Origin of the sequence: Pseudomonas serbica, from assembly GCF_028823535.1 — a bacterium.
GTDB classification, from domain to species: domain Bacteria; phylum Pseudomonadota; class Gammaproteobacteria; order Pseudomonadales; family Pseudomonadaceae; genus Aquipseudomonas; species Aquipseudomonas serbica.
On sequence record NZ_JAQIYM010000003.1, the window covers coordinates 26,492 to 47,827 of the forward strand.

The 21,336-nt window shown below is 60.7% G+C and carries 21 protein-coding genes and 1 pseudogene; 10 read left to right on the top strand and 12 right to left on the bottom strand.

Annotation, left to right across the window (positions count from 1 at the left end):
* Nucleotides 1-105 precede the first annotated feature (105 nt).
* The 5 genes from purT to NQL71_RS05050 all read right to left on the bottom strand — a co-directional run bounded on the left by purT (nucleotide 106) and on the right by NQL71_RS05050 (nucleotide 3,412).
* Complete coding sequence (purT, locus tag NQL71_RS05030) at nucleotides 106-1,287, bottom strand: formate-dependent phosphoribosylglycinamide formyltransferase (protein ID WP_274642350.1); 1,182 nt, start codon at nucleotides 1,285-1,287, stop codon at nucleotides 106-108.
* Between the two features lie 98 nt (nucleotides 1,288-1,385).
* Nucleotides 1,386-1,853 (bottom strand): preQ0 transporter, encoded by a 468-nt coding sequence (locus NQL71_RS05035; protein WP_046820366.1) that lies wholly within the window; start codon nucleotides 1,851-1,853, stop codon nucleotides 1,386-1,388.
* Nucleotides 1,854-2,019: 166 nt separating this feature from the next.
* A complete protein-coding gene (locus NQL71_RS05040) occupies nucleotides 2,020-2,235 on the bottom strand; it encodes a DUF1289 domain-containing protein (RefSeq protein WP_166619723.1) in 216 nt (71 codons plus the stop codon).
* Nucleotides 2,232-2,756, bottom strand: a complete 525-nt coding sequence (locus NQL71_RS05045; RefSeq protein ID WP_027924900.1) for a gamma carbonic anhydrase family protein — start codon at nucleotides 2,754-2,756, stop codon at nucleotides 2,232-2,234. The genes NQL71_RS05040 and NQL71_RS05045 overlap by 4 nt, the downstream gene beginning before the upstream one ends.
* 56 nt (nucleotides 2,757-2,812) lie before the next feature.
* Complete coding sequence (locus NQL71_RS05050; RefSeq protein WP_046820368.1) at nucleotides 2,813-3,412, bottom strand: CoA pyrophosphatase; 600 nt, start codon at nucleotides 3,410-3,412, stop codon at nucleotides 2,813-2,815.
* A 147-nt stretch (nucleotides 3,413-3,559) separates the two neighbouring features.
* Between NQL71_RS05050 and NQL71_RS05055 the strand changes: the two genes are divergently transcribed.
* The 8 genes from NQL71_RS05055 to cmoB all read left to right on the top strand — a co-directional run bounded on the left by NQL71_RS05055 (nucleotide 3,560) and on the right by cmoB (nucleotide 12,158).
* The gene (locus NQL71_RS05055) at nucleotides 3,560-4,111 is read left to right on the top strand and encodes an NUDIX hydrolase (RefSeq protein WP_046820369.1); all 552 of its coding nucleotides are present in this window, start codon (nucleotides 3,560-3,562) and stop codon (nucleotides 4,109-4,111) included.
* Nucleotides 4,112-4,236: 125 nt separating this feature from the next.
* Nucleotides 4,237-4,740: a L,D-transpeptidase family protein gene (locus NQL71_RS05060; RefSeq protein ID WP_046820370.1), complete on the top strand. Its 504-nt coding sequence runs from the start codon at nucleotides 4,237-4,239 to the stop codon at nucleotides 4,738-4,740.
* A gap of 184 nt (nucleotides 4,741-4,924) precedes the next feature.
* On the top strand, nucleotides 4,925-7,342 hold the full coding sequence (gene lon / locus NQL71_RS05065; protein ID WP_046820371.1) for an endopeptidase La: 2,418 nt from the start codon (nucleotides 4,925-4,927) through the stop codon (nucleotides 7,340-7,342).
* 216 nt (nucleotides 7,343-7,558) lie between these two features.
* Nucleotides 7,559-7,951: a protease inhibitor I42 family protein gene (locus NQL71_RS05070; RefSeq protein ID WP_046820372.1), complete on the top strand. Its 393-nt coding sequence runs from the start codon at nucleotides 7,559-7,561 to the stop codon at nucleotides 7,949-7,951.
* 2 nt (nucleotides 7,952-7,953) lie between these two features.
* Nucleotides 7,954-8,589: a lysoplasmalogenase gene (locus NQL71_RS05075; RefSeq protein ID WP_046820373.1), complete on the top strand. Its 636-nt coding sequence runs from the start codon at nucleotides 7,954-7,956 to the stop codon at nucleotides 8,587-8,589.
* A gap of 231 nt (nucleotides 8,590-8,820) precedes the next feature.
* A complete protein-coding gene (locus NQL71_RS05080) occupies nucleotides 8,821-10,368 on the top strand; it encodes a M4 family metallopeptidase (protein WP_274642351.1) in 1,548 nt (515 codons plus the stop codon).
* Between the two features lie 93 nt (nucleotides 10,369-10,461).
* Complete coding sequence (gene cmoA / locus NQL71_RS05085) at nucleotides 10,462-11,205, top strand: carboxy-S-adenosyl-L-methionine synthase CmoA (protein ID WP_046820374.1); 744 nt, start codon at nucleotides 10,462-10,464, stop codon at nucleotides 11,203-11,205.
* The gene (gene cmoB, locus NQL71_RS05090) at nucleotides 11,202-12,158 is read left to right on the top strand and encodes a tRNA 5-methoxyuridine(34)/uridine 5-oxyacetic acid(34) synthase CmoB (protein WP_046820375.1); all 957 of its coding nucleotides are present in this window, start codon (nucleotides 11,202-11,204) and stop codon (nucleotides 12,156-12,158) included. The genes cmoA and cmoB overlap by 4 nt, the downstream gene beginning before the upstream one ends.
* 127 nt (nucleotides 12,159-12,285) lie before the next feature.
* On the opposite strand, the gene tadA is transcribed toward cmoB, so the two are convergent.
* From tadA to NQL71_RS05120, 6 genes and pseudogenes are all read right to left on the bottom strand, one after another.
* A complete protein-coding gene (tadA, locus tag NQL71_RS05095; RefSeq protein ID WP_274642352.1) occupies nucleotides 12,286-12,783 on the bottom strand; it encodes a tRNA adenosine(34) deaminase TadA in 498 nt (165 codons plus the stop codon).
* Complete coding sequence (locus NQL71_RS05100) at nucleotides 12,783-14,159, bottom strand: multicopper oxidase family protein (RefSeq protein WP_046820412.1); 1,377 nt, start codon at nucleotides 14,157-14,159, stop codon at nucleotides 12,783-12,785. Before NQL71_RS05100 ends, tadA begins: the two co-directional genes overlap by 1 nt.
* A 200-nt stretch (nucleotides 14,160-14,359) precedes the next feature.
* The gene (guaA, locus tag NQL71_RS05105; protein ID WP_274642353.1) at nucleotides 14,360-15,937 is read right to left on the bottom strand and encodes a glutamine-hydrolyzing GMP synthase; all 1,578 of its coding nucleotides are present in this window, start codon (nucleotides 15,935-15,937) and stop codon (nucleotides 14,360-14,362) included.
* 99 nt (nucleotides 15,938-16,036) lie between these two features.
* Nucleotides 16,037-17,506, bottom strand: a complete 1,470-nt coding sequence (gene guaB / locus NQL71_RS05110; RefSeq protein ID WP_046820378.1) for an IMP dehydrogenase — start codon at nucleotides 17,504-17,506, stop codon at nucleotides 16,037-16,039.
* 221 nt (nucleotides 17,507-17,727) lie between these two features.
* Complete coding sequence (locus NQL71_RS05115; RefSeq protein ID WP_046820379.1) at nucleotides 17,728-18,276, bottom strand: hypothetical protein; 549 nt, start codon at nucleotides 18,274-18,276, stop codon at nucleotides 17,728-17,730.
* Between the two features lie 61 nt (nucleotides 18,277-18,337).
* Nucleotides 18,338-18,537: pseudogene (locus NQL71_RS05120) on the bottom strand (sulfite exporter TauE/SafE family protein); the annotation flags it as partial.
* A gap of 109 nt (nucleotides 18,538-18,646) precedes the next feature.
* Here NQL71_RS05120 and xseA point away from each other — a divergent pair.
* Both xseA and NQL71_RS05130 read left to right on the top strand, forming a co-directional pair.
* Nucleotides 18,647-20,026, top strand: coding sequence for an exodeoxyribonuclease VII large subunit (gene xseA, locus NQL71_RS05125; RefSeq protein ID WP_274642354.1), 1,380 nt, complete (start codon nucleotides 18,647-18,649; stop codon nucleotides 20,024-20,026).
* A 3-nt stretch (nucleotides 20,027-20,029) separates the two neighbouring features.
* Nucleotides 20,030-20,851 carry a M23 family metallopeptidase gene (locus NQL71_RS05130; RefSeq protein WP_046820381.1) on the top strand — a complete coding sequence of 274 codons (822 nt, stop codon included), beginning with the start codon at nucleotides 20,030-20,032 and terminating at the stop codon, nucleotides 20,849-20,851.
* A 110-nt stretch (nucleotides 20,852-20,961) separates the two neighbouring features.
* Here NQL71_RS05130 and NQL71_RS05135 read toward each other — a convergent pair whose 3' ends face one another.
* On the bottom strand, nucleotides 20,962-21,318 hold the full coding sequence (locus tag NQL71_RS05135) for a hypothetical protein (protein ID WP_274642355.1): 357 nt from the start codon (nucleotides 21,316-21,318) through the stop codon (nucleotides 20,962-20,964).
* Nucleotides 21,319-21,336 lie beyond the last annotated feature (18 nt).

Here is a 21,336-nt window from a genome sequence, read left to right on the forward strand (position 1 = left end):
AAAGCTTCGCGAGCAAGCCCGCCTCCACAGGGGGGACCGGATTCTTTCTGAAAGAACGCGGTCCTCCGGGGGGGAGCGGGCTTGCTCGCGAATGCCGCGCCTCGGTTACAGCTCCACTACAACAGCCTGGGATGCACGGGTCGCCTTGGCGCGAGCCGCTTCGATCGACTCGTCGCGAGCCAAGGCAACCCCCATGCGGCGCTGGCCATTCACTTCAGGTTTGCCAAACAGGCGCAACGCCGTATCCGGTTCGATCAATGCCGCACCGAGGTTGGCGAAAGCGGTCTGGGTCGACTGCCCTTCCACCAGGATCACCGCCGAGGCCGATGGGCCGAACTGACGGATCAACGGGATCGGCAGCCCCAGAATCGCCCGCGCATGCAGGGCGAACTGCGACAGGTCCTGGGAAATCAAGGTGACCAGGCCCGTGTCGTGCGGGCGCGGCGACACTTCGCTGAACCACACTTGATCACCCTTGATGAACAATTCGACGCCAAACAGGCCACGCCCACCCAGGGCCTCGGTCACGGCCTTGGCCACGCGCTCGGATTCAGCCAGGGCTACCGGGCTCATGGCCTGGGGCTGCCAGCTTTCCTGGTAGTCGCCTTTCTCCTGACGATGGCCGACCGGCGCGCAGAAGGTAGTGCCGCCGACGTGACGCACGGTCAGCAGGGTAATTTCATAATCGAAATCGATAAAACCTTCGACGATCACCCGGCCTTTACCGGCACGCCCGCCTTCCTGGGCGTAGTCCCAGGCCGTCTTCACGTCATCGACGCTGCGCAGCAGGCTCTGGCCTTTGCCCGACGAACTCATCACCGGCTTGACCACGCACGGGAAACCGAGGTCCTCGACGGCCTTGCTGTAGTCCTCGAAGGTGTCGGCGAAGTGGTAAGGCGAGGTCGGCAGGTCCAGCTCTTCGGCGGCCAGGCGACGGATGCCTTCGCGGTTCATGGTCAGCTGTGCAGCCCGCGCGGTCGGGATCACGGTGAAGCCTTCGGCCTCCAGTTCCACCAGGGTCGCGGTAGCAATGGCTTCGATTTCCGGCACGATGAAGTGCGGCTTCTCGGCTTCGATCACCGCGCGCAGCGCCGCGCCGTCGAGCATGTTGATCACGTGGCTGCGATGGGCTACCTGCATGGCCGGCGCATTGGCGTAGCGATCCACGGCAATCACTTCAACGCCCAGGCGTTGCAGCTCGATCACCACTTCCTTGCCCAGTTCGCCACAGCCACACATCAATACGCGGGTCGCGGTGGGCGACAATGGAGTTCCGATACGGGTCATCTCAAGTCCTCAAGAAGCGGATCATCGAGGGATGCGGCGCCTGGCGCGCTTCCCATGGGGAGAAAGCGCGGCATTTTACATGAACCGCAGGATTTGGCTCAGCTGACGAGCGCCTGCTTGCGCAAGCGCCAGGCCATGATCAGCCAGACGGCTGTGACGCCAGCGAACTTCGAGCCCAGGGCGGTGAGAATGACGCCCGGGGTCAGCGCATCGATCATGCCGAAGAAGATGAACGTATCGAGGGGGATGCTCAGGGCCGAACTTATCCACAGGCGGTCGTGCAACGGACGCCGGGTGATGCTGAACACCAGCCAGTCGATACACTCCGACACCGCGAACGCCGTGGCGCTGGCCAGGGCAATGGAGGGGTCGGAGGTGATATAGGACAGCACCAGCGCCGCCAGCATCGCCGCAATCGCACCATGGCCGAAGCGCGTTTGCACCATGTCGCGCAACACGAACACCAGGCCGCCCCACGCCGACCAGATGATGTCCAGGTCCGGGGCAGTGGAGAAGGCGTAGTTGATCAGCACGACGCTGCCGATGTAGGCGATCAGGAAGAACATGGGGGTACCTGTCAATTTGGCGCACAGGGTACTTCAGAGGAGGCGGTGGTGACAGTGCTGACGTCTTCGCGAGCAAGCCCGCTCCCACATTATTCAGTGCCGGTCACAGAATGTATGAGCAACATCAATCAAATGGAGGAGCGGGCTTGCTCGCGAAGGCGTCGCCTCATTTATCGGGCCTTGCCCCAATCATCCACACCAACCCACTGGACTTCGCCCGTTCATGGCACAACCCCAATACCTTGCGCCGCTCATCGTTGTCCATCCGGCTCCAGCGGGTGATCTCCTCCACCGTGCGCTGACAGCCCGTGCAAATGTCATCGTCATCCAGCGCGCAAATGTTCACGCAGGGCGATGCCACCGGTCGTTCGCTCGTCGTCATTCTTCCTGCTCAGCCAGGTCGCGGGCATAACGTTGCGAGTTATGCACGTAGTGAGCGGCGCTCGCTTCCAGCATCTTTTTCTGCGGTTCGGTCAATTCGCGCACCACCTTGCCGGGCGAGCCCATGACCAGCGAACCGTCGGGTATCTCCTTGCCTTCGCCGATCAATGAATTGGCGCCGATGATGCAGTTCTTGCCGATTTTCGCGCCATTGAGGATCACCGCATTGATGCCGATGAGGCTGTAGTCACCTACAGTGCAGCCATGCAGCATGGCGTTGTGGCCGATGGTCACGCCGGTACCGATGGTCAGCGGGTAGCCCATGTCGGTATGCATCACGGTGCCATCCTGGACGTTGCTGTTCTTGCCGATCAGGATCAGCTCGTTGTCGCCCCGCAGCACGGCGTTGAACCAGACGTTGGCGCCCTCTTCCAGTTTGACCTTGCCCACCAGCACGGCATTGGGAGCGACCCAGCTCTGTGGGTGGGTCTCGACACGGGCGTCGCCCAGGCGGTATTTCATCGTGTTGTCCTCAAGGCACAGGCAGCGGCGAGTTCAGGCCATTGGAGTGATGGCTTTCAGGTGTTGATAAAACTTTTCGGCGGTTGGTGCAGGCTGATTTTCGCGTCATAGAGCAGATTGATCAACTCTACGATCATGATCGCCGTCAGGCCCCAGATCTTGAATTCACCATAGCGATAGCTCGGCACATACCAACTGCGCCCCTGGTAGTCGATGCGATGGGTATGTTCGCGCGGGTCCTTGCGGAAGAACTCCAGGGGCACATTGAACACGGCGGCGATCTCGGCATCGTTGGCCCGGTATTCGACGAAATCCGGAATCACCCCGACATAGGGCGTGACCATGATGCCGTGCAGGGAGATCAACGGACTAAGCGGGCCGATCACTTCGACCAGGCCCGGTGGCAGGCCGATCTCTTCCTCGGCTTCGCGCAGGGCGGTAAAAATCAGGTCGGGGTCTTCGGGGTCGCGTCGACCACCAGGGAAAGCGACTTCGCCACCATGGGTCGACAACCCGCTGGCGCGCAGGGTCAATACCAATTCCGGCTCGTCACTGCGAGTAATCGGCACCAGGACGGCGGCCTCGGGGAAACGTCGGTCAGTCTCCAGCGTGCGCGGTGTGTGGTGACTTACCCGATGCAGTAGCTCGTCCAGCATGAGTGTTCTCGATCAGTGCCTTACCCTGCATCATGCACCAATCGCCGCGGTCGCCCAACCCCCCGGACAGTGGCATGTCGCGAAACGACAACTTGCCGACAGCCACCGCCGCACGCCAAGATAGGCGCAGCATTCAGGAACCCAAGCATGAAATTTTGCAGTCAGTGCGGCAACCCGGTGACCCAACGCATTCCCGAGGGCGATTCTCGCCTGCGTTTTGTCTGCGACAGCTGTCACACCATTCACTACCAGAACCCCAACATCGTCGCCGGTTGCGTGCCGACCTGGGGCACTCAGGTGTTGTTGTGCCGCCGCGCCATCGAGCCGCGCCGGGGCTACTGGACCCTGCCCGCCGGCTTCATGGAAAACGGCGAGACCATCGAGCAGGCGGCCATTCGCGAGACCGCCGAGGAAGCCTGCGCCCGGGTGCGCAACCTGAGCATCTATACGCTGATCGATGTGCCGCACATCAGCCAGGTGCACGTCTTCTTCCGCGCCGAACTGGCGGACCTGGATTTTGCTGCAGGCCCCGAGAGCCTGGAAGTGCAACTATTCGACGAAGCCGACATCCCTTGGGACGAGCTGGCTTTCCGCACGGTGGGCCGTACCTTAGAATGCTTCTTCGCTGACCGGCGGACCGAGGTCTATCCCGTCCGGTCCGAATCGATCCCGCCGCTGGTTCAGCCTGTCATCATTTGATGTCATCTTGGTATCATTACCAGGCGCACTACGATCGTCCGAACTCGGCCCGAACCTTCGGCAGCGCCTGCAAAAACACCTATAAATATATATATAGTCGCGACACCTCTTGGGGAATCGTTTCAATGCGCTGGTTGCTTGCCCTTTTCTGCTTGTCGTTCATCACGGTGTCCCAGGCTACCGCCATGGAACCCCTGAACGGCAAGGTCATCGAGAAAATCCTGGTTCTCAAGTCTGCCCATCAATTGCAATTGATCAATGACGGCAAGCCGTTCAAGACCTACCGCATTTCCCTGGGCAAGCGGCCCAAGGGAGCGAAGCTGATGGAAGGCGACAAACGCACGCCCGAAGGTTTCTACTGGATCGACTGGCGCAAGGTCAGCGACCGCTTCAACCTGGCGATGCACATTTCCTATCCGAACATCACCGATTCCGCCCGTTCACGGCGCGAAGGTGTCGATCCCGGCGGCATGATCATGATCCATGGCACCCCGGACACCGAAGAAAACCCCGAGCACCTGTTCCACACCCTGGACTGGACCGACGGCTGCATCGCCATGCGCAACATGGACATGCGCGAAATCTGGAACCTGGTGCCGGACGGCACGATGATCGAGATTCGCCCGTAAGATGCCGGATTAGCGTTCCCATACCGTGGGAACGCTGCCCGCACTGACCTGCGCGCCACGCCTGCAACGGGCTGATGGCCAGGACCTGTGCAGATCCTGAACGCTCCCCGAATATCCCCTCCCCCATTGAAACCACCCAAGGCCTGCCCCATCTAAGACCCATACTCCATTGCGCAGGTGCCCCATGAGCGACCAGCAAGCATTCCCCGAAGACCCCAGCGAATACGCCGACCCGCAAGCCGCCGAACACCACACCACCGGCAAGGGCCTGGCCCTGCCCGGCCAGAACCTGCCGGACAAGGTCTACATCATTCCGATTCACAACCGCCCCTTCTTCCCGGCCCAGGTCCTGCCGGTCATCGTCAATGAAGAACCCTGGGCTGAAACCCTCGACCTGGTCGCCAAATCCGATCATCACTCCCTGGCCCTGTTCTACATGGACACCCCCCAGGAAGACCCGCGCCATTTCGACACCTCGGCCCTGCCGCTGTACGGCACACTGGTCAAGGTGCACCACGCCAGCCGCGAAAACGGCAAACTGCAATTCGTCGCCCAGGGCCTGACCCGTGTGCGCCTCAAGACCTGGCTCAAGCACCATCGCCCGCCGTACCTGGTGGAAGTCGAATACCCGCACCAGCCCACCGAGCCGACCGACGAGGTCAAGGCCTACGGGATGGCGCTGATCAATGCGATCAAGGAACTGCTACCGCTCAACCCGCTGTACAGCGAAGAGCTGAAGAACTACCTCAACCGCTTCAGCCCCAACGATCCGTCGCCGCTGACCGACTTTGCCGCCGCCCTGACATCGGCGACCGGCAGCGAGCTGCAGGAAGTGCTCGACTGCGTGCCGATGCTCAAGCGCATGGAAAAAGTCCTGCCGATGCTGCGAAAGGAAGTCGAAGTCGCGCGCCTGCAAAAAGAGATTTCCGCTGAAGTGAACCGCAAGATCGGTGAGCACCAGCGCGAGTTCTTCCTCAAGGAACAACTCAAGGTCATCCAGCAGGAGCTGGGGCTGACCAAGGACGACCGCAGCGCTGACCTCGAACAGTTCGAGCAGCGACTGGTGGGCAAAGTCCTGCCGGCGCAGGTGCAGAAACGCCTCGAAGAAGAGATGAACAAGCTGTCGATCCTCGAAACCGGCTCGCCAGAGTACGCCGTCACCCGCAATTACATCGACTGGGCGACCTCGGTGCCGTGGGGCGTGTACGGTGAGGACAAACTCGACCTCAAGCACGCGCGCAAGGTGCTGGACAACCACCACGCCGGCCTAGACGACATCAAGGACCGCATCCTCGAGTTTCTCGCGGTCGGTGCCTACAAAGGCGAGATCAGCGGTTCCATCGTATTGCTGGTGGGGCCGCCGGGCGTGGGTAAGACCAGCGTCGGCAAATCCATCGCCGAATCCCTTGGCCGACCGTTCTACCGCTTCAGCGTGGGCGGCATGCGTGACGAGGCTGAAATCAAGGGCCATCGCCGAACGTACATCGGCGCGCAACCGGGCAAACTGGTGCAGGCGCTCAAAGACGTCGAAGTGATGAACCCGGTGATCATGCTCGATGAAATCGACAAGATGGGCCAAAGCTATCAGGGTGACCCGGCCTCGGCGCTATTGGAAACCCTCGACCCGGAGCAGAACGTCGAATTCCTCGACCACTACCTCGATCTGCGCATGGACCTGTCGAAAGTGCTGTTCGTCTGCACCGCCAACACCCTGGATTCGATTCCCGGCCCCTTGCTGGACCGGATGGAAGTGATCCGCCTGTCGGGCTACATCACCGAAGAAAAAGTCGCCATCGCCAAGCGTCACCTGTGGCCAAAACAACTGGAGAAGGCCGGGGTGTCGAAAAGCAGCCTGAGCATCAGCGACAGCGCCCTCAAGGCGCTGATCGACGGTTATGCCCGTGAAGCCGGGGTCCGCCAGCTGGAAAAAAACCTCGGCAAACTGGTGCGCAAAGCCGTGGTGAAGCTGCTCGAAGATCCACAGGCAACGATCAAGATTGGCCCGAAAGACCTCGAATCGTCGCTGGGCAAACCGGTGTTCCGTAACGAGCAGGTACTTTCCGGCATCGGCGTGATCACTGGCCTGGCCTGGACCAGCATGGGTGGCGCCACCTTGCCGATCGAAGCGACGCGCATTCACACCCTCAATCGCGGCTTCAAACTCACCGGGCAATTGGGTGAGGTGATGAAGGAGTCGGCGGAAATTGCCTACAGCTACGTCAGCTCCAACCTGAAGTCGTTTGGCGGTGACCCGAAATTCTTCGACGAAGCGTTCGTCCACCTGCACGTTCCGGAAGGCGCCACCCCGAAAGACGGCCCGAGCGCCGGTGTGACCATGGCCAGCGCCCTGCTGTCCCTGGCCCGCAACCAGCCACCGAAAAAAGGCGTGGCCATGACCGGCGAACTGACGCTGACCGGGCATGTACTGCCGATTGGCGGGGTGCGTGAGAAGGTGATTGCGGCGCGCCGGCAGAAGATTTTCGAGCTGATTCTGCCGGAGTCTAACCGGGGTAATTTCGAGGAATTGCCGGAGTATCTGAAGGAAGGCATTACCGTGCATTTCGCCAAGCGGTTCGCCGATGTGGCGAAGGTGTTGTTCTGATGCTCCTGTAGCGACTGCGCTACTGCTATCGCTGGCAAGCCAGCTCCTACAGGGTTCTTTGGTGAACACTGAATTTGTGTTCAACGCAAACCATTGTAGGCGCTGGCTTGCCAGCGAAGGCGTCAGCCCTGACACCTCCTCTTTCCCTGGCTGTCACAATTTGTCTTATCTCGGTTATGCTCGCCGTTCGTCGTGAACGCTGGAGCCGCTGAGCCTATGTCCCCCACTCGCCTGTTTGTCCCCCTCGCCCTCGCCTTGCTGGCCGCCTGCGCCACGCAGCCGAAACAGAACGTGACCGTGGAAAAACAAAGCGAATGCCCGGTAAAACTCAGCAACGGGCAAAACCTGATCCTGACCCTGCCGAGCAATCCAACCACGGGTTATCGCTGGTCGATCCAGGATTCGGCCGGTGGTGTGCTGCGCGCGCTCAGCCCTGAGGTCTACAGCAACCCGGAAGATGCCGGTGTCGTCGGCGCTGCCGGTGTTTCCACCTGGCGATTCCAGGCCTTTGCCACTGGCACGGGACGTCTACGCCTGACTTCGCAACAACCCTGGGCTCCGGAAGTGCTGCCGGCGGATGCCTTCGACTGCGCCATTTCGGTCAACTGACCGTGGGCTGGCTGATTCTGGCGCTGATGGGCGCGGTGACTTTTCTCTACGGCCTGAGCGTGCACGCTGCACTGCTTTGCCTGCTGGTCAAGCCGCTGCCGGTGCTGGCCCTGCTCGGCTGGCTGCACGACGCACCGCCCGGCGAGTATCGGCGCTGGATCAGCCTCGGGTTGATTTTCTCCCTGCTCGGCGACGTGCTGCTGGCATGGCCGGGGGATTTGTTCGTGTTTGGCCTCGGAGCGTTCCTGGTCGCCCATCTGGCCTATCTAAAGGCTTATTTGAGCGACTGCAGGCGGCTGGCCCTGTTGCCGCTGATCCTGGCCCTCAGCGTCGGCGTCGTGTTGCTGGGAGTTCTGATCTCTCACGGGCTGGGGCCGTTGCTGATTCCGGTGATCGTCTACGGGCTGGCGATCAGCGCCATGCTCTGGCGTGCGCTGGCGCGGCTCGGCAGCGACGTGCCCAAGCGTTCGGCGCTGTTGGCGGCAGCAGGCGCGGTGGCGTTTGTGTTCTCGGACAGCATGATTGGTATCAGTCGCTTTGTTGAGCCGTTCGATGCGGCGCCCTATGTGATCATCCTCAGCTACTGGCTGGGGCAATGGGGCATCACCGCCTCGGCGTTCACTCAAAAACTGCGCTAGCAATACACAGATTGCCCACAGCCCTCATGCTCAGGAACACGCTCGTTTCATGCACTTACTTGAGTGCATATTGGTGTACACCGCTAACGCTCCCTCCTCCGCAAACAACCACCGAATAACTTATCTCATTACGATTGAAAGCAAACCTATCAGTTCTGTCAGGTGTAAGACGCCGACACTTCATGACACGCTCAGGATGACTCAACGCCTACTGACAATGAAGGAACGCTTATGTATGGCCGTCTCGCACCACATCTACTTGGCACGCTTTCCATCATGTTGCCGCTCTTCACGCTCGCTGCTTCCATTGAGGAAGTTGACGACAAGGGAGTGGGTTCAGATGCTCACACTCAATACGCATTAAAGCTTGATGAACTGCATCTTGTAGCAAAGGGGGAGCCTATTGCACTCGCTGGCAAACGATCGGTGCAACGCATGTCTCAGACCTACCGAGGCATATCCATATATGGCCATGGCGTTGCTATTGAGCGCGATGCCCAAGGACAGGTCATCCATGCCAGCGGCCGCTACCTGCAAGGGATTGAGCACGATTTACCCCACGTAGAACCGGAGCTGGATGCAAATCAGGCAGTAGAGGCATTGCAAGAGCAATGGCGGATCAAAAAAGGCGAAACATCCAAGGCAGCGACCTTCACAAGTACAAAACTTTTTATCTATCAGCCACGTCATGAGAGCAAGGCGCGACTGATTTATCGAGTGTCTTATAGTACCGATGCCAAGACCAAGACTGGGATCCCGTCTAACCCGACCGGGTTGATCGATGCCGCGACCGGAGAAGTACTCAAATCGTGGGAAGGCGTTGCGTCGCTGGAGACTCGACCTGCCTATGGTCCCGGTGGCAATGTGCTGATTGGCGAGTATCGCTACGGTAATGAGCGTCCAACGTTGCCTTCCACGCAACGGGGCCATGCGTGCTCGTTCGATCACAATGGCATCCAGATATTCTACGGAACTATCCAGGTACCCTCTCCCCCTTGGATATTTCCGTGCCCTTTTAGCGTTCAGGAGACAATCAATGGCGGCTACACGCCGGTCAACGATTTATATTTCCACACGATTATTACCAGAGACTTGTATCTAGACATACTGGGCGTCCAGCCAATAATCGGCGGACTGAAGATGCTCTTCTTAACTGCCAAGGGCGATGGCGCGGGATGGAGTACAACTGAGAACATGGGGGTTTTCCTCTCCGGAGCGACGTCGTTTCATCCCATGGTAAGCCAGGACATCGTTGCCCATGAGATCAGTCATGGCTTTTCCTTGCAGAACTCGGGCCTGGAAGATTCTTCGGCACAGGAAGGTGGAATTAATGAGGCGTTTTCGGACATGTCCGGCGAGGCGGCCAAGTACCGCAGGAACGGCAAAAGTGATTTTGTCATCGCGAGCTCCATTACCAAGCCTGACGGCGATTACGGTTATCTCGGCGGGCTCCGTCAGATGTGTCACCAGTCCACCGATGGGCACTCCATCGAACATGCCTCAGAGTTCGACGTAAATGGAATGGATGCGCATTATTCCAGCGGTGTCTACAACAAGGCTTACTGCTTATTGTCCAAGACACCAAGCTGGGAACAGCGCAAGGCTTTCCAGGTGTTCGCGCTGGCCAATCACAGCTATTGGAGTCAAGACGAAACCTTTGATACCGCCGCTTGCGGCGCCGAGCAGGCAGCACGAGCGTTAGGCCATCCCGTTGCGGACTTGCAAAAGGCCTTGGCCGAGGTGGGCGTACAGTGCGCCAAAGGCACTCCCATTGGCTAAGCGATCAGACCAACACGCTATCGAAATCCCGTCGCGGCACTCGGGTACCTAGGCTAAAATGCCGGCCTTTTCATCGACACCGCCGGAACCGCCGTGAGCAAAGAATCCGATCGCCTTTTCGCCCAGCCTTTGGCCCAGGTGCCTGACTTCGCCTTCAATGAGGACGTGGTGCGGGTGTTCCCGGACATGATCAAGCGCTCGGTGCCGGGTTACCCGACCATCGTCGAGAATCTCGGTGTGCTCGCCGCGCAATTCGCCCAACCGGGCAGCGTGCTCTACGACCTCGGTTCGTCCCTGGGCGCAGTGACCCAGGCGCTGCGTCGACATGTGCGCACCGAGGGTTGTCGCGTTGTCGCTGTGGATAACTCCGCGGCCATGGTCGAGCGATGCCGCGAATACTTGAACGGCCAGGACTCGATGTTCCAGGAGTTGCTGCCGGTGGACGTGATCGAGGGCGACATCCTCGCCCTGGAATTCAAACCGGCCTCGGTGGTGGCGCTGAATTTCACCCTGCAATTCATCGCGCCGGATCAGCGCACCGCGTTGCTGACGCGCATCCATCAATCGCTGTTGCCCGGTGGCGCCCTGATTCTCTCGGAAAAACTGCGTTTTGAAGACGAAAAGGAGCACGCGCTGCTCACCGACCTGCATGTCGCCTTCAAGCGTGCCAACGGCTACAGCGAACTGGAAATCGCCCAGAAGCGCAGCGCCATCGAAAACGTCATGAAGCCCGACAGCCTCGAAGAACACCGCGAACGCCTGTTGGCCGCCGGGTTCTCGAAAGTCGTTCCGTGGTTCCAGTGTCTTAACTTTGCCTCGTTGATTGCCTTGCCATGATTGATCTGTCTCCCCTCGCTCGCCGTCTGGCCGGCACGCCGCTGGCCGATTGGGCCAACACCCTGCAGCAGCAACTCGACAAGAAAATGGAAAAGGGCCACGGCGACCTGGAACGCTGGCAAAGCGCGCTGGATGCCTTGCCGCCGATCCAGCCAAGCGAAGTCGACTTGCTGAACGGTTTGAAACTGGACACCGATTGCGACGACGCCACCCGCGCGCAAATGCGCACCGCGCTGATGGGCTTGTCGCCGTGGCGCAAAGGCCCGTTCGATCTGTTCGGCGTGCACGTCGACACCGAATGGCGCTCGGACTGGAAATGGTCGCGCGTCGCCCCGCACCTGGACCTCAAGGGCAAGCGTATCCTCGATGTCGGCTGCGGCAACGGCTATTACATGTGGCGCATGCTCGGGGCCGGCGCGGACAGCGTGATCGGGGTCGATCCGAACTGGTTGTTCTTCTGCCAGTTCCAGGCCGTGCAGCGCTACTTGTCACAGCCGAACGCCTGGCACCTGCCCTTCCCGTTCGAAGACCTGCCGCCGAACCTCGAAGGCTTCGACACAGTGTTTTCCATGGGCGTGTTCTACCACCGCCGCTCGCCAATCGAGCACTTGCTGGCGCTCAAAGATTGCCTGGTCAAGGGCGGTGAACTGGTGCTGGAGACGCTGGTGGTCGAAGGCGACAAACATCAGGTGCTGGTGCCGGAAGACCGTTACGCGCAGATGCGCAACGTGTGGTTCCTGCCGTCGGTACCGGCCCTGGAGTTGTGGCTGCGGCGTGCCGGGTTCACTGATGTGAAATGCGTGGACGTGAGCGTGACCACGGTCGAAGAACAGCGCGGGACGGAGTGGATGAAGTACCAGTCGCTGAGTGACTTCCTTGATCCCGAGGATCACAGCAAGACCATTGAAGGGCTGCCGGCACCGATGCGGGCGGTGATCGTCGCTCGCAAGTAACCAATCTCTGCCCTACTGAAGATCCCCTGTGGGAGCGAGCCTGCTCGCGAAGACGGTGGCACATCCAGCATTGATGTGGCAGACATACCGCTTTCGCGAGCAGGCTCGCTCCCACAGGGACCGGTGTTTACTCGGCGGGCTTGGCTCTACGGGCCTTGAAGAACTCGCTCAAAACCGCCCCGCACTCCTCCGCCAACACCCCGCCCTCATACAACACCCGGTGATTCAAGAAGCCCTGGGTAAAGAACTGCCCCTGGCTCTGCACGATCCCCGCCTTGGGCTCCAGCGCGCCATACACCACCCGCGCAATGCGCGAATGCACGATCAACCCGGCGCACATGCTGCAGGGCTCCAGCGTCACATACAGTGTGCTGCCCGGCAGGCGATAGTTGCTGACGGCCTGGGCGGCGGCACGGATTGCGACCATTTCAGCGTGGGCACTGGGATCGCTGCCGCTGATCGGGCAGTTGTAGCCACGCCCGATGATCTCACCGTCCTGCACCAGCACGGCGCCCACCGGCACTTCCCCCAGGGCAGCGCCTTGGGCAGCCAGTGCCAAGGCTTCACTCATGAAGTCGCGGTCTCGGCTGCGGTCGATGATGGCGGCGGGACGAATCTGACGCATCACGCCACCTCGATAGCGGCCATCAGGCCGGTTTCCATGTGATCGATCACATGGCAATGGAACATCCACACGCCGGGATTATCCGCCACCAGTGCCACTTGCGCGCGCTCGTTCTTGCCCAGCAGGTAAGTGTCGGTGAAATACGGGATGACCTTGTGCCGGTTCGAGGCAATCACCTTGAAACTCATGCCGTGCAAGTGGATTGGATGCTGATACTGAGTCATGTTCTTCAATTCGAAAATGTAGCTCTTGCCCTTCTCGAGCTTGGCAATCGGCCGGTCGGCGCAAGTCTTGTCGGTAATATCCCAGGCCTTGCCATTGATCTGCCACAGGCTGGGTGGCCTGCCGTTGTCGACATTGACCGAGACCGAGCCAACCCATTCGAAATTGAAGTTGAGTTTCTCGGCATTGGCCAGGTCCGGCTCGGCAATCGGGTTGGCGGGCAGTGCGGGCGGCCATTGGGTCGGTGCGTCGCTATTGGCGACGGAGCGGAACGTACCCAAGCGTACAGGGCCATTGCGCAACGACAACTCTTCACCGGCCGCCGGCGCCTTGATCGCCAGGCAGATGCGCATGCCGGGGCCCAGCCAGTATTCCTTGCCGAGCGGACGTGGTTCGATGGGGTTGCCATCCAAAGCATAGATCTGCGCTTCGACGCCGGGAATATTCAGGCGATAGGTCAGGGTGTTGTCGAGGTTGAGCAGGCGTACGCGGGTGATCTGCCCGGCGGGCAAGTCGATCACCGCCTGCGGCACGCCATTGATGGTCGCCAGGCGCCCGGCCGTACCGCCACGGGCGGCTTCACGGGGAATGCTGAACTCGACGAACTGGCCGACGTCGTCGACATGCCAGCTCTTCAGGCTCAAGGTTTGTTCATACTTGAAACCGGTGGGCTCACGCTCTTCGATAATCAGCGGGCCGACCAGGCCACGACCGAGCTCTTCGCTGCTGTTCACGTGCGGGTGATACCAGTAGCTGCCGGCGTCGGGCACGCGGAATTTGTAATCGAAGTATTCCCCCGGCAACACCGGCAACTGCGACACGTAAGGTACGCCGTCCATTTCCAGCGGCAGGCGGATGCCGTGCCAATGAATCGTGGTGGCAACCGGCAGATGGTTGATGAAGCGTACCCGCAGCCAATCCCCCTGACGCGCGCGCAACTCGGTCCCCGGCGCCGACGGGCCGAATGCCCAGGCCTGGGTCTTGTGCCCGGCCACCAGCTCAACGTCCAGTGGGGCCGCAATCAGCTCATAGTCGTGGCCTGCATCGGCATCGGCCCGCTTGCCCAACCAGTACCGCGACGCGCCCCCCGCACCGACACCAACGACTACAAGACCGGCCAGGCCACCGAGGATTTGGCGACGGGTAAAGGACATGAACTCAACTACCTCACGGATCAACGACGGGCCCTGGGGCCGCAAAAGGCGAATACGATACACCCGCAATTGCGAAAGCAACAGCAAAGCGGGCGTGACGACGGGCCGCAGGCAGCGCCTGCATCAATGCAAAAAGCCGCGTGAACTCTCGTTCACACGGCTTTTTATCCTGCGATCAGCCCCTCAGGGCTGGTGCGGGATCACTCCCACTCAATGGTCGCTGGCGGCTTGCTCGACACGTCGTAGGTGACGCGGGAGATGCCTTCGATCTCATTGATGATGCGCCCGGAAACGGTTTCCAGCAGCTCGTAAGGCAGGTGTGCCCAACGCGCGGTCATGAAGTCGATGGTTTCCACGGCACGCAGGGCCACGACCCAGGCGTAACGACGGCCGTCGCCCACCACGCCAACCGATTTCACCGGCTGGAACACCACGAATGCCTGGCTGACCTTGTGGTACCAGTCGGCCTTGCGCAGTTCTTCGATGAAGATGTGGTCGGCACGACGCAGCAGGTCGGCGTATTCCTTCTTCACTTCGCCAAGGATGCGCACACCCAGGCCCGGGCCCGGGAACGGGTGACGGTAGACCATGTCGTACGGCAGGCCCAGTTCCAGGCCCAGACGACGGACTTCGTCCTTGAACAGTTCGCGCAGAGGCTCGACCAGCTTCAGGTTCATCTCTTCCGGCAGGCCGCCCACGTTGTGGTGCGACTTGATCACGTGGGCCTTGCCGCTTTTCGCGCCAGCCGACTCGATCACGTCCGGGTAGATGGTGCCCTGGGCCAGGTACTTGATGTTGTCCAGCTTGCAGGATTCGGCATCGAACACGTCGATGAAGGTACGGCCGATGATCTTGCGCTTCTTCTCCGGGTCGGCTTCACCGGCCAGGTTGCCCAGGAACTGCTCTTCGGCGTTGGCGCGGATCACCTTGACGCCCATGTTCTCGGCGAACATGGCCATCACTTGCTCACCCTCGTGCAGGCGCAGCAGGCCGTTGTCGACGAATACGCACGTCAGCTGGTCGCCGATCGCCTTGTGCAGCAGCGCGGCAACCACGGACGAGTCCACACCGCCGGACAGGCCGAGCAGGACGTTGTCGGTGCCGACCTGGGCGCGAACCTGGGCGATGGCGTCTTCAGCGATCTTCGACGGGGTCCACAGGGCTTCACACTCGCAGATGTCGAGGATGAAGCGCGACAGGATGCGACCGCCCTGCTTGGTGTGGGTCACTTCCGGGTGGAACTGCACGCCGTAGTAACGACGGTCGTCGTTGAACATGCCGGCGATCGGGCAGCTCGGGGTGCTGGCCAGGATGTGGAAGTCTTCCGGCATCTTGGTGACCTTGTCACCGTGGCTCATCCATACGTCGAGGCCGAACAGGCCATCGGCGTCGATGTGGTCTTCGATGCCGTCGAGCAGACGGCTCTTGCCAACCACGTCAACGCGGGCATAACCGAACTCACGCAGCTCGGAACCTTCAACCTTGCCGCCCAGTTGCTCGGCCATGGTCTGCATGCCGTAGCAGATACCGAAGACCGGCACGCCCAGGTCGAAAACGACTTGCGGGCAGCGAGGGCTGTTGGCTTCGTGAACCGACTCCGGGCCACCGGCGAGGATGACGCCTTTAGGAGCGAATTCGCGGATCGCATCTTCGTCCATGTCGAACGGGTGCAGCTCGCAGTAAACACCGATTTCACGCACGCGACGGGCGATCAGCTGGGTGTACTGGGAACCGAAGTCGAGGATCAGGATGCGGTGGGCGTGAATGTCGAGGGCCATGATTCAGTCTCGTCTAAAAAATTCGGAAACAGTCGTGATTCAGAAACAACTCGGGGCTGAATAAAACAGCCCCGGTTGCTTAGCTTGTTGCTTGAAGGCTCAACCTACGCGGTAGTTTGGCGCTTCCTTGGTGATCTGCACGTCGTGGACGTGGGACTCGGCCATGCCGGCGCCGGTGATCCGCACGAACTCAGGCTTGGTGCGCATCTCTTCGATGTTGGCACTGCCGGTGTAGCCCATGGAAGAACGCAGGCCGCCCATCAATTGATGGATGATCGCGCTCAGGGTGCCCTTGTACGGCACACGGCCTTCGATGCCTTCCGGAACCAGCTTCTCGGCGCCTGCCGAGGAGTCCTGGAAGTAACGGTCGGAGGAACCTTGAGCCTGGGACATGGCGCCCAGCGAACCCATGCCGCGGTAAGCCTTGTACGAACGGCCCTGGAACAGTTCGATCTCGCCCGGCGCTTCTTCGGTACCGGCGAACATCGAGCCCATCATCACGCAGGAGGCACCGGCTACGATGGCCTTGGACAGGTCACCGGAGAAACGGATGCCGCCGTCGGCGATCAACGGAACGCCAGTGCCTTCAAGGGCAGCGGCGACGTTGGCGATGGCACTGATTTGCGGCACGCCGACACCGGCGACGATACGGGTTGTGCAGATCGAGCCAGGGCCGATACCGACCTTGACGGCGTCAGCGCCGGCTTCGGCCAGGGCCTTGGCAGCAGCGCCGGTGGCGATGTTGCCGCCGATCACCTGCACTTCAGGGAAGTTCTGCTTGACCCAGCGAACGCGGTCGATCACGCCTTTGGAGTGACCATGGGCGGTGTCGACCACCACCACGTCAACACCGGCGGCGACCAGCGCGGTAACGCGGTCACCGGTGTCTTTACCGGTACCGACTGCAGCACCCACGCGCAGACGACCTTGATCGTCCTTGCTGGCCAGCGGGTAAGCCTTGGCTTTTTCGATGTCGTTGACGGTCATCATGCCTTTGAGGGCAAATTTGTCGTCGACGATCAGCACGCGCTCGATGCGGTGCTTGTGCAGCAGTTCACGCACATCGTTCTTGTCGGCGCCTTCCTTGACCGTGACCAGACGCTCTTTAGGCGTCATCACTTCACGGACAGTGGCTTCCAGACGGTTCTCGAAACGCACGTCACGGGAGGTGACAATGCCGACCAGGTCGCCATTGTGCAGTACCGGAACGCCGGAGATGTTGTGCATGCGGGTCAGTTCGAACAACTCGCGCACGGTGGCGTCGGCGTCGATGGTGATCGGGTCCTTGACCACACCGGCTTCGTAACGCTTGACCTTGCGCACTTCGGCAGCTTGCTGCTCGATGGTCATGTTCTTGTGGATGATACCGATACCACCTTCCTGAGCCATGGCAATTGCCAGACGGGCTTCAGTGACGGTGTCCATGGCGGCGGAAACCAGTGGAATATTCAGCTCGATGCCACGGGTAAGGCGGGTCTTGAGACTGACTTCGTTAGGAAGCACCTCGGAATAACCGGGCACTAGGAGAATGTCGTCGAATGTCAGAGCTTCTTGGCTGATACGCAGCATCGCGGGGGCTCCCGAGCGGGAAAATGGAAGCGCGCCATTATAGTCACACACCCCCTCGGGTTCAATGTAAAACTCTGTCTATTATCGATACGGTGATCGACGGGTATTTTACCTGGATTTCTTGTAGGAGCTGGCTTGCCAGCGAATCAGGCAATACGGTCTGTCTGACACACCGCTTTCGCTGGCAAGCCAGCTCCTACAGAGATCGGTGTCGATCAGAATTACAGTTCGACTTTCACCCAACTCACCGGCTGATCCAGCCAATCGGCAAACTCGTCGAGAAAGCTCTGCTTGAACCCCGCCTCGGCCCAGTTGTTGAAGATGAAGCCCAGGTTGGAAAAGCCGCACTCCTGCAGGAACAGAAAACCGTTGATGTCGTCTTCGTGCCCACATTCCGGGCAGGTGAAGTTGTCGGTACGCCCCGGCATCCAGTCTTCGAGGCTTTCGAACAGCGCTTCACCGACTTCCTTGCGGCACTCGGCACAGCCGGCCTCGCCCAGAAATCCCTTGGCCGGTGTATAGATGCAGCGCTTGGTGACGATCTCCAGGCCATTGATCGGCTCGCCGAACGGCAGGGCTTGCGGGTGCAGGACCACCTCCCGGGCACCCTCGGCGATGGCGTGGGCCATGCGATTGCCGGTGCGACCACAGGTGGTCAGCTCTTCCTCGATGATGTTCTTGCGCACCAGCCAGCGCACGATCGCCCGTGCCCGGGGCTCATGCACCGCCAGCGTGGAGATTTTCGGGACAATGATGCTTTGGGAATTCATGGGGCGGCCTGCTGCAACACTTTGAAAGAAGCCCGGCAGCTTAAGCCCAAGGCTGCGCAGGTCAAGCACTCAAGTAACGCCCGATCAAGGCGATGTCGCTGGCCGGGATCAGCCAGGCCACCAGCCGCACGAACGCCTCACGCGACATCGTCATGGTCGACCGATCCACAGGCCCAGTGCCATGGCTGGCAGCAAATACAGCGCCAGCACCGACAAGGGTAGCTCGGCATCGACGCCCGCGACAATCAACAGGCTCAGGCGCCAGCCGGATTCAAGGCGGCAGGGTTCCCCTGCAACATAGAATCCCCCCCACAAGGGATTTCTGCCAGGTCATGGAGATTGATCGCCGAATGCCTTTAAACTGCGCCCCATGATTAAAGATCCCTTTGCAAGACTCGGCCTGGACCGCGAAGTCCTGACCGTCAGCCAGCTCAACGGCCGCGCGCGGGTGTTGCTTGAAGACGTCTTCAGCAACATCTGGGTCGAAGGCGAAATCTCCAACCTCGCTCGTCCGGCATCGGGGCACGTGTATTTCACCCTCAAGGACAGCGGCGCCCAGGTGCGCTGCGCGTTATTCCGGCAAAACGCTGCGCGCGTGCGCCAGGCGTTGAAGGATGGCCTGGCGGTCAAGGTCCGGGGCAAGGTCTCGTTGTTCGAGGGCCGCGGCGATTATCAGTTGATCCTCGACACCGTCGAGCCAGCCGGTGATGGGGCCTTGCGCCTGGCTTTCGAAGCCTTGAAGGAAAAACTCAGTGCCGAAGGCCTGTTCAGCGCCGAGCGCAAAGTGCCGCTGCCGGCGCATCCGCAGCGCATCGGCATCATCAGCTCGCCCACCGGCGCCGTCATCCGCGACATCATCAGCGTGTTCCGCCGCCGCGCGCCGCAGGTGCAACTGACCCTGATCCCCACCGCCGTGCAAGGCCGTGAAGCCACCGCGCAGATTGTCCGTGCCCTGAAACTGGCGGATGCCCGCGGCTTCGACGCCTTGATCCTGGCCCGTGGTGGCGGTTCGCTGGAGGACCTCTGGTGCTTCAACGAAGAAGCCGTGGCCCGCGCGGTAGATGCCTGTGTGACGCCGATCGTCAGTGCCGTCGGCCATGAAACCGACGTATCCATCAGCGACTTCGTGGCCGACGTTCGCGCACCCACGCCATCGGCCGCCGCCGAATTACTCGCACCGGATTCCAGCGACCTGGTGCGCCGCGTCGAGAGCCTGCATCGTCGCCTGGTGATGCGCATGCGTGATCGCCTGATGCGCGACCGACTGCGCCTGGAAGGCATTTCTCGCCGACTGCGGCATCCCGGCGAACGCTTGCGCCAGCAAGCGCAACGCCTGGATGACCTGGACATGCGCATGCGCCGCGCCTTCGAACGCAGCCTCAACACTCGTCGCGAACGGCTGATCCGCCTGGAAACCCGCCTGGCCGGGCAACATCCGGGCCGCCAATTGGCGATGCTGCGCCAACGCCTCGACAGCCTCGCCGAACGCCTGCCCCGGGCCATCCGCGAGGGCCTGAAAAGCCGCCGCCTGCAACTGCAGAGCCAGATGCAAACGCTGCATGTGGTCAGTCCCCTGGCGACCCTCGGCCGTGGCTACAGCATTTTGCTCGACGAGCGTGGCAACGCGATCCGTAGCGCCGCACAGACCCACACCGGCCAACGCCTGAAAGCCAAACTCGGCGAGGGCGAACTGCAAGTGCGAGTCGAAGACAATCACCTGACGCCCGTCACTCTTTCTCTACTGGATTGATCCATGCCGCGTTTTTTAGCTCCACTGTTATTGCTGTGCCTGACCTTCAACGCCCACGCCGACAGTTACATCACCCGCCTGTTGAACAAACCGGTGCCGGGCGGCGTGGCGGTGGTCGACCTGGGCAATTCCGCGCAAGCGCCGAAAGCCAGCTACCAGGGCAAGCCGGTGTTGGTGGTCAAGGAACAGAACAACTGGCTGGCCATCGTCGGTTTACCGCTGACGGTCAAGCCGGGCGCCCAGTCGATCAGCAGCGGCGGGCGCACCCTGGGTTTCAGCGTTGGCAACAAGAAATACCCGGAACAACGCATCACCCTCAAGAACACCCAGCAGGTCAATCCTGACCCGGACAACCTCAAGCGCATCGAGCGTGAGCTGGCCGAGCAAATCGCTGCCTACCGCACGTTCAGTCCGAATACACCGAGCAACCTGCTGCTGGACAAGCCGGTCAACGGCCCGCTGTCGAGCAAGTTCGGCGTGCGCCGGTTCTTCAACGGTGAAGAGCGCAACCCGCACTCGGGCCTGGATTTTGCCGTGCCTGGCGGTACGCCGATCAAGACACCAGCCGCAGGCAAGGTGATCCTGATCGGCAACTACTTCTTCAATGGCAACACGGTGTTTGTCGACCATGGCCAAGGCTTCATCAGCATGTTCTGCCACATGTCGAAGATTGACGTGAAGGTCGGCCAGCAGCTGGCTCGCGGTGGCGTTGTAGGTAAAGTCGGTGCGACTGGTCGGGCTACCGGGCCGCATATGCACTGGAATGTCAGTTTGAATGATGCGCGGGTGGATCCGGCGATTTTTATCGGCGCGTTTCAGCCTTGAATCTCAAGTGAGGCCGATGGCCTCTTCGCGAGCAAGCCCGCTCCCACATTGAAATGCGGTCTAAATGTGGGAGCGGGCTTGCTCGCGAAGACGGCGTCACAGGCGATCATTTATTCAGCATCCAGATCCTCAATCCCATGCGCCTCCCGGTCCGCCAGGCAGTGCCTCACCCACTCCTGGGTTTCCTCGGAAAAACCGCTCAGCTCCTGATCCGTGATCAACTCCCGCGCACACAACCCCAGCAAATGCGACCGCGCTTCATGCCGTGAAAACCTGAACACGCCAAACGCCCAATACAGCTCTTTTTGCCCCGCCTTGAGCAACTCCTCGCTGGCATCGATCCGCTCATAGGGTGCGATGCTCTTGTCCAGCACGATCTTTTCGACGTCGGTCATGATCCGGGTGCACATCCGCTCATGGGCCGCCGGTCGCAACACGCTGTACAGCTTCCAATCGTACTCGTTCATTACCGACTCCTGTTTGCC

Bases quoted from the DNA above. Each gene is read 5' to 3' on its own strand.
- lon (WP_046820371.1), top strand. From the start codon at position 4,925: ATGAGCGACCAGCAAGCATTCCCCGAAGACCCCAGCGAATACGCCGAC.
- NQL71_RS05080 (WP_274642351.1), top strand. From the start codon at position 8,821: ATGTATGGCCGTCTCGCACCACATCTACTTGGCACGCTTTCCATCATG.
- NQL71_RS05115 (WP_046820379.1), bottom strand. From the start codon at position 18,276: ATGAATTCCCAAAGCATCATTGTCCCGAAAATCTCCACGCTGGCGGTG.
- NQL71_RS05100 (WP_046820412.1), bottom strand. From the start codon at position 14,159: ATGTCCTTTACCCGTCGCCAAATCCTCGGTGGCCTGGCCGGTCTTGTA.
- NQL71_RS05070 (WP_046820372.1), top strand. From the start codon at position 7,559: ATGTCCCCCACTCGCCTGTTTGTCCCCCTCGCCCTCGCCTTGCTGGCC.
- NQL71_RS05060 (WP_046820370.1), top strand. From the start codon at position 4,237: ATGCGCTGGTTGCTTGCCCTTTTCTGCTTGTCGTTCATCACGGTGTCC.
- guaB (WP_046820378.1), bottom strand. From the start codon at position 17,506: ATGCTGCGTATCAGCCAAGAAGCTCTGACATTCGACGACATTCTCCTA.
- NQL71_RS05135 (WP_274642355.1), bottom strand. From the start codon at position 21,318: ATGAACGAGTACGATTGGAAGCTGTACAGCGTGTTGCGACCGGCGGCC.
- NQL71_RS05050 (WP_046820368.1), bottom strand. From the start codon at position 3,412: ATGCTGGACGAGCTACTGCATCGGGTAAGTCACCACACACCGCGCACG.
- NQL71_RS05040 (WP_166619723.1), bottom strand. From the start codon at position 2,235: ATGACGACGAGCGAACGACCGGTGGCATCGCCCTGCGTGAACATTTGC.
- purT (WP_274642350.1), bottom strand. From the start codon at position 1,287: ATGACCCGTATCGGAACTCCATTGTCGCCCACCGCGACCCGCGTATTG.
- NQL71_RS05035 (WP_046820366.1), bottom strand. From the start codon at position 1,853: ATGTTCTTCCTGATCGCCTACATCGGCAGCGTCGTGCTGATCAACTAC.
- cmoB (WP_046820375.1), top strand. From the start codon at position 11,202: ATGATTGATCTGTCTCCCCTCGCTCGCCGTCTGGCCGGCACGCCGCTG.
- guaA (WP_274642353.1), bottom strand. From the start codon at position 15,937: ATGGCCCTCGACATTCACGCCCACCGCATCCTGATCCTCGACTTCGGT.
- xseA (WP_274642354.1), top strand. From the start codon at position 18,647: ATGATTAAAGATCCCTTTGCAAGACTCGGCCTGGACCGCGAAGTCCTG.
- NQL71_RS05130 (WP_046820381.1), top strand. From the start codon at position 20,030: ATGCCGCGTTTTTTAGCTCCACTGTTATTGCTGTGCCTGACCTTCAAC.
- tadA (WP_274642352.1), bottom strand. From the start codon at position 12,783: ATGCGTCAGATTCGTCCCGCCGCCATCATCGACCGCAGCCGAGACCGC.
- NQL71_RS05055 (WP_046820369.1), top strand. From the start codon at position 3,560: ATGAAATTTTGCAGTCAGTGCGGCAACCCGGTGACCCAACGCATTCCC.
- NQL71_RS05045 (WP_027924900.1), bottom strand. From the start codon at position 2,756: ATGAAATACCGCCTGGGCGACGCCCGTGTCGAGACCCACCCACAGAGC.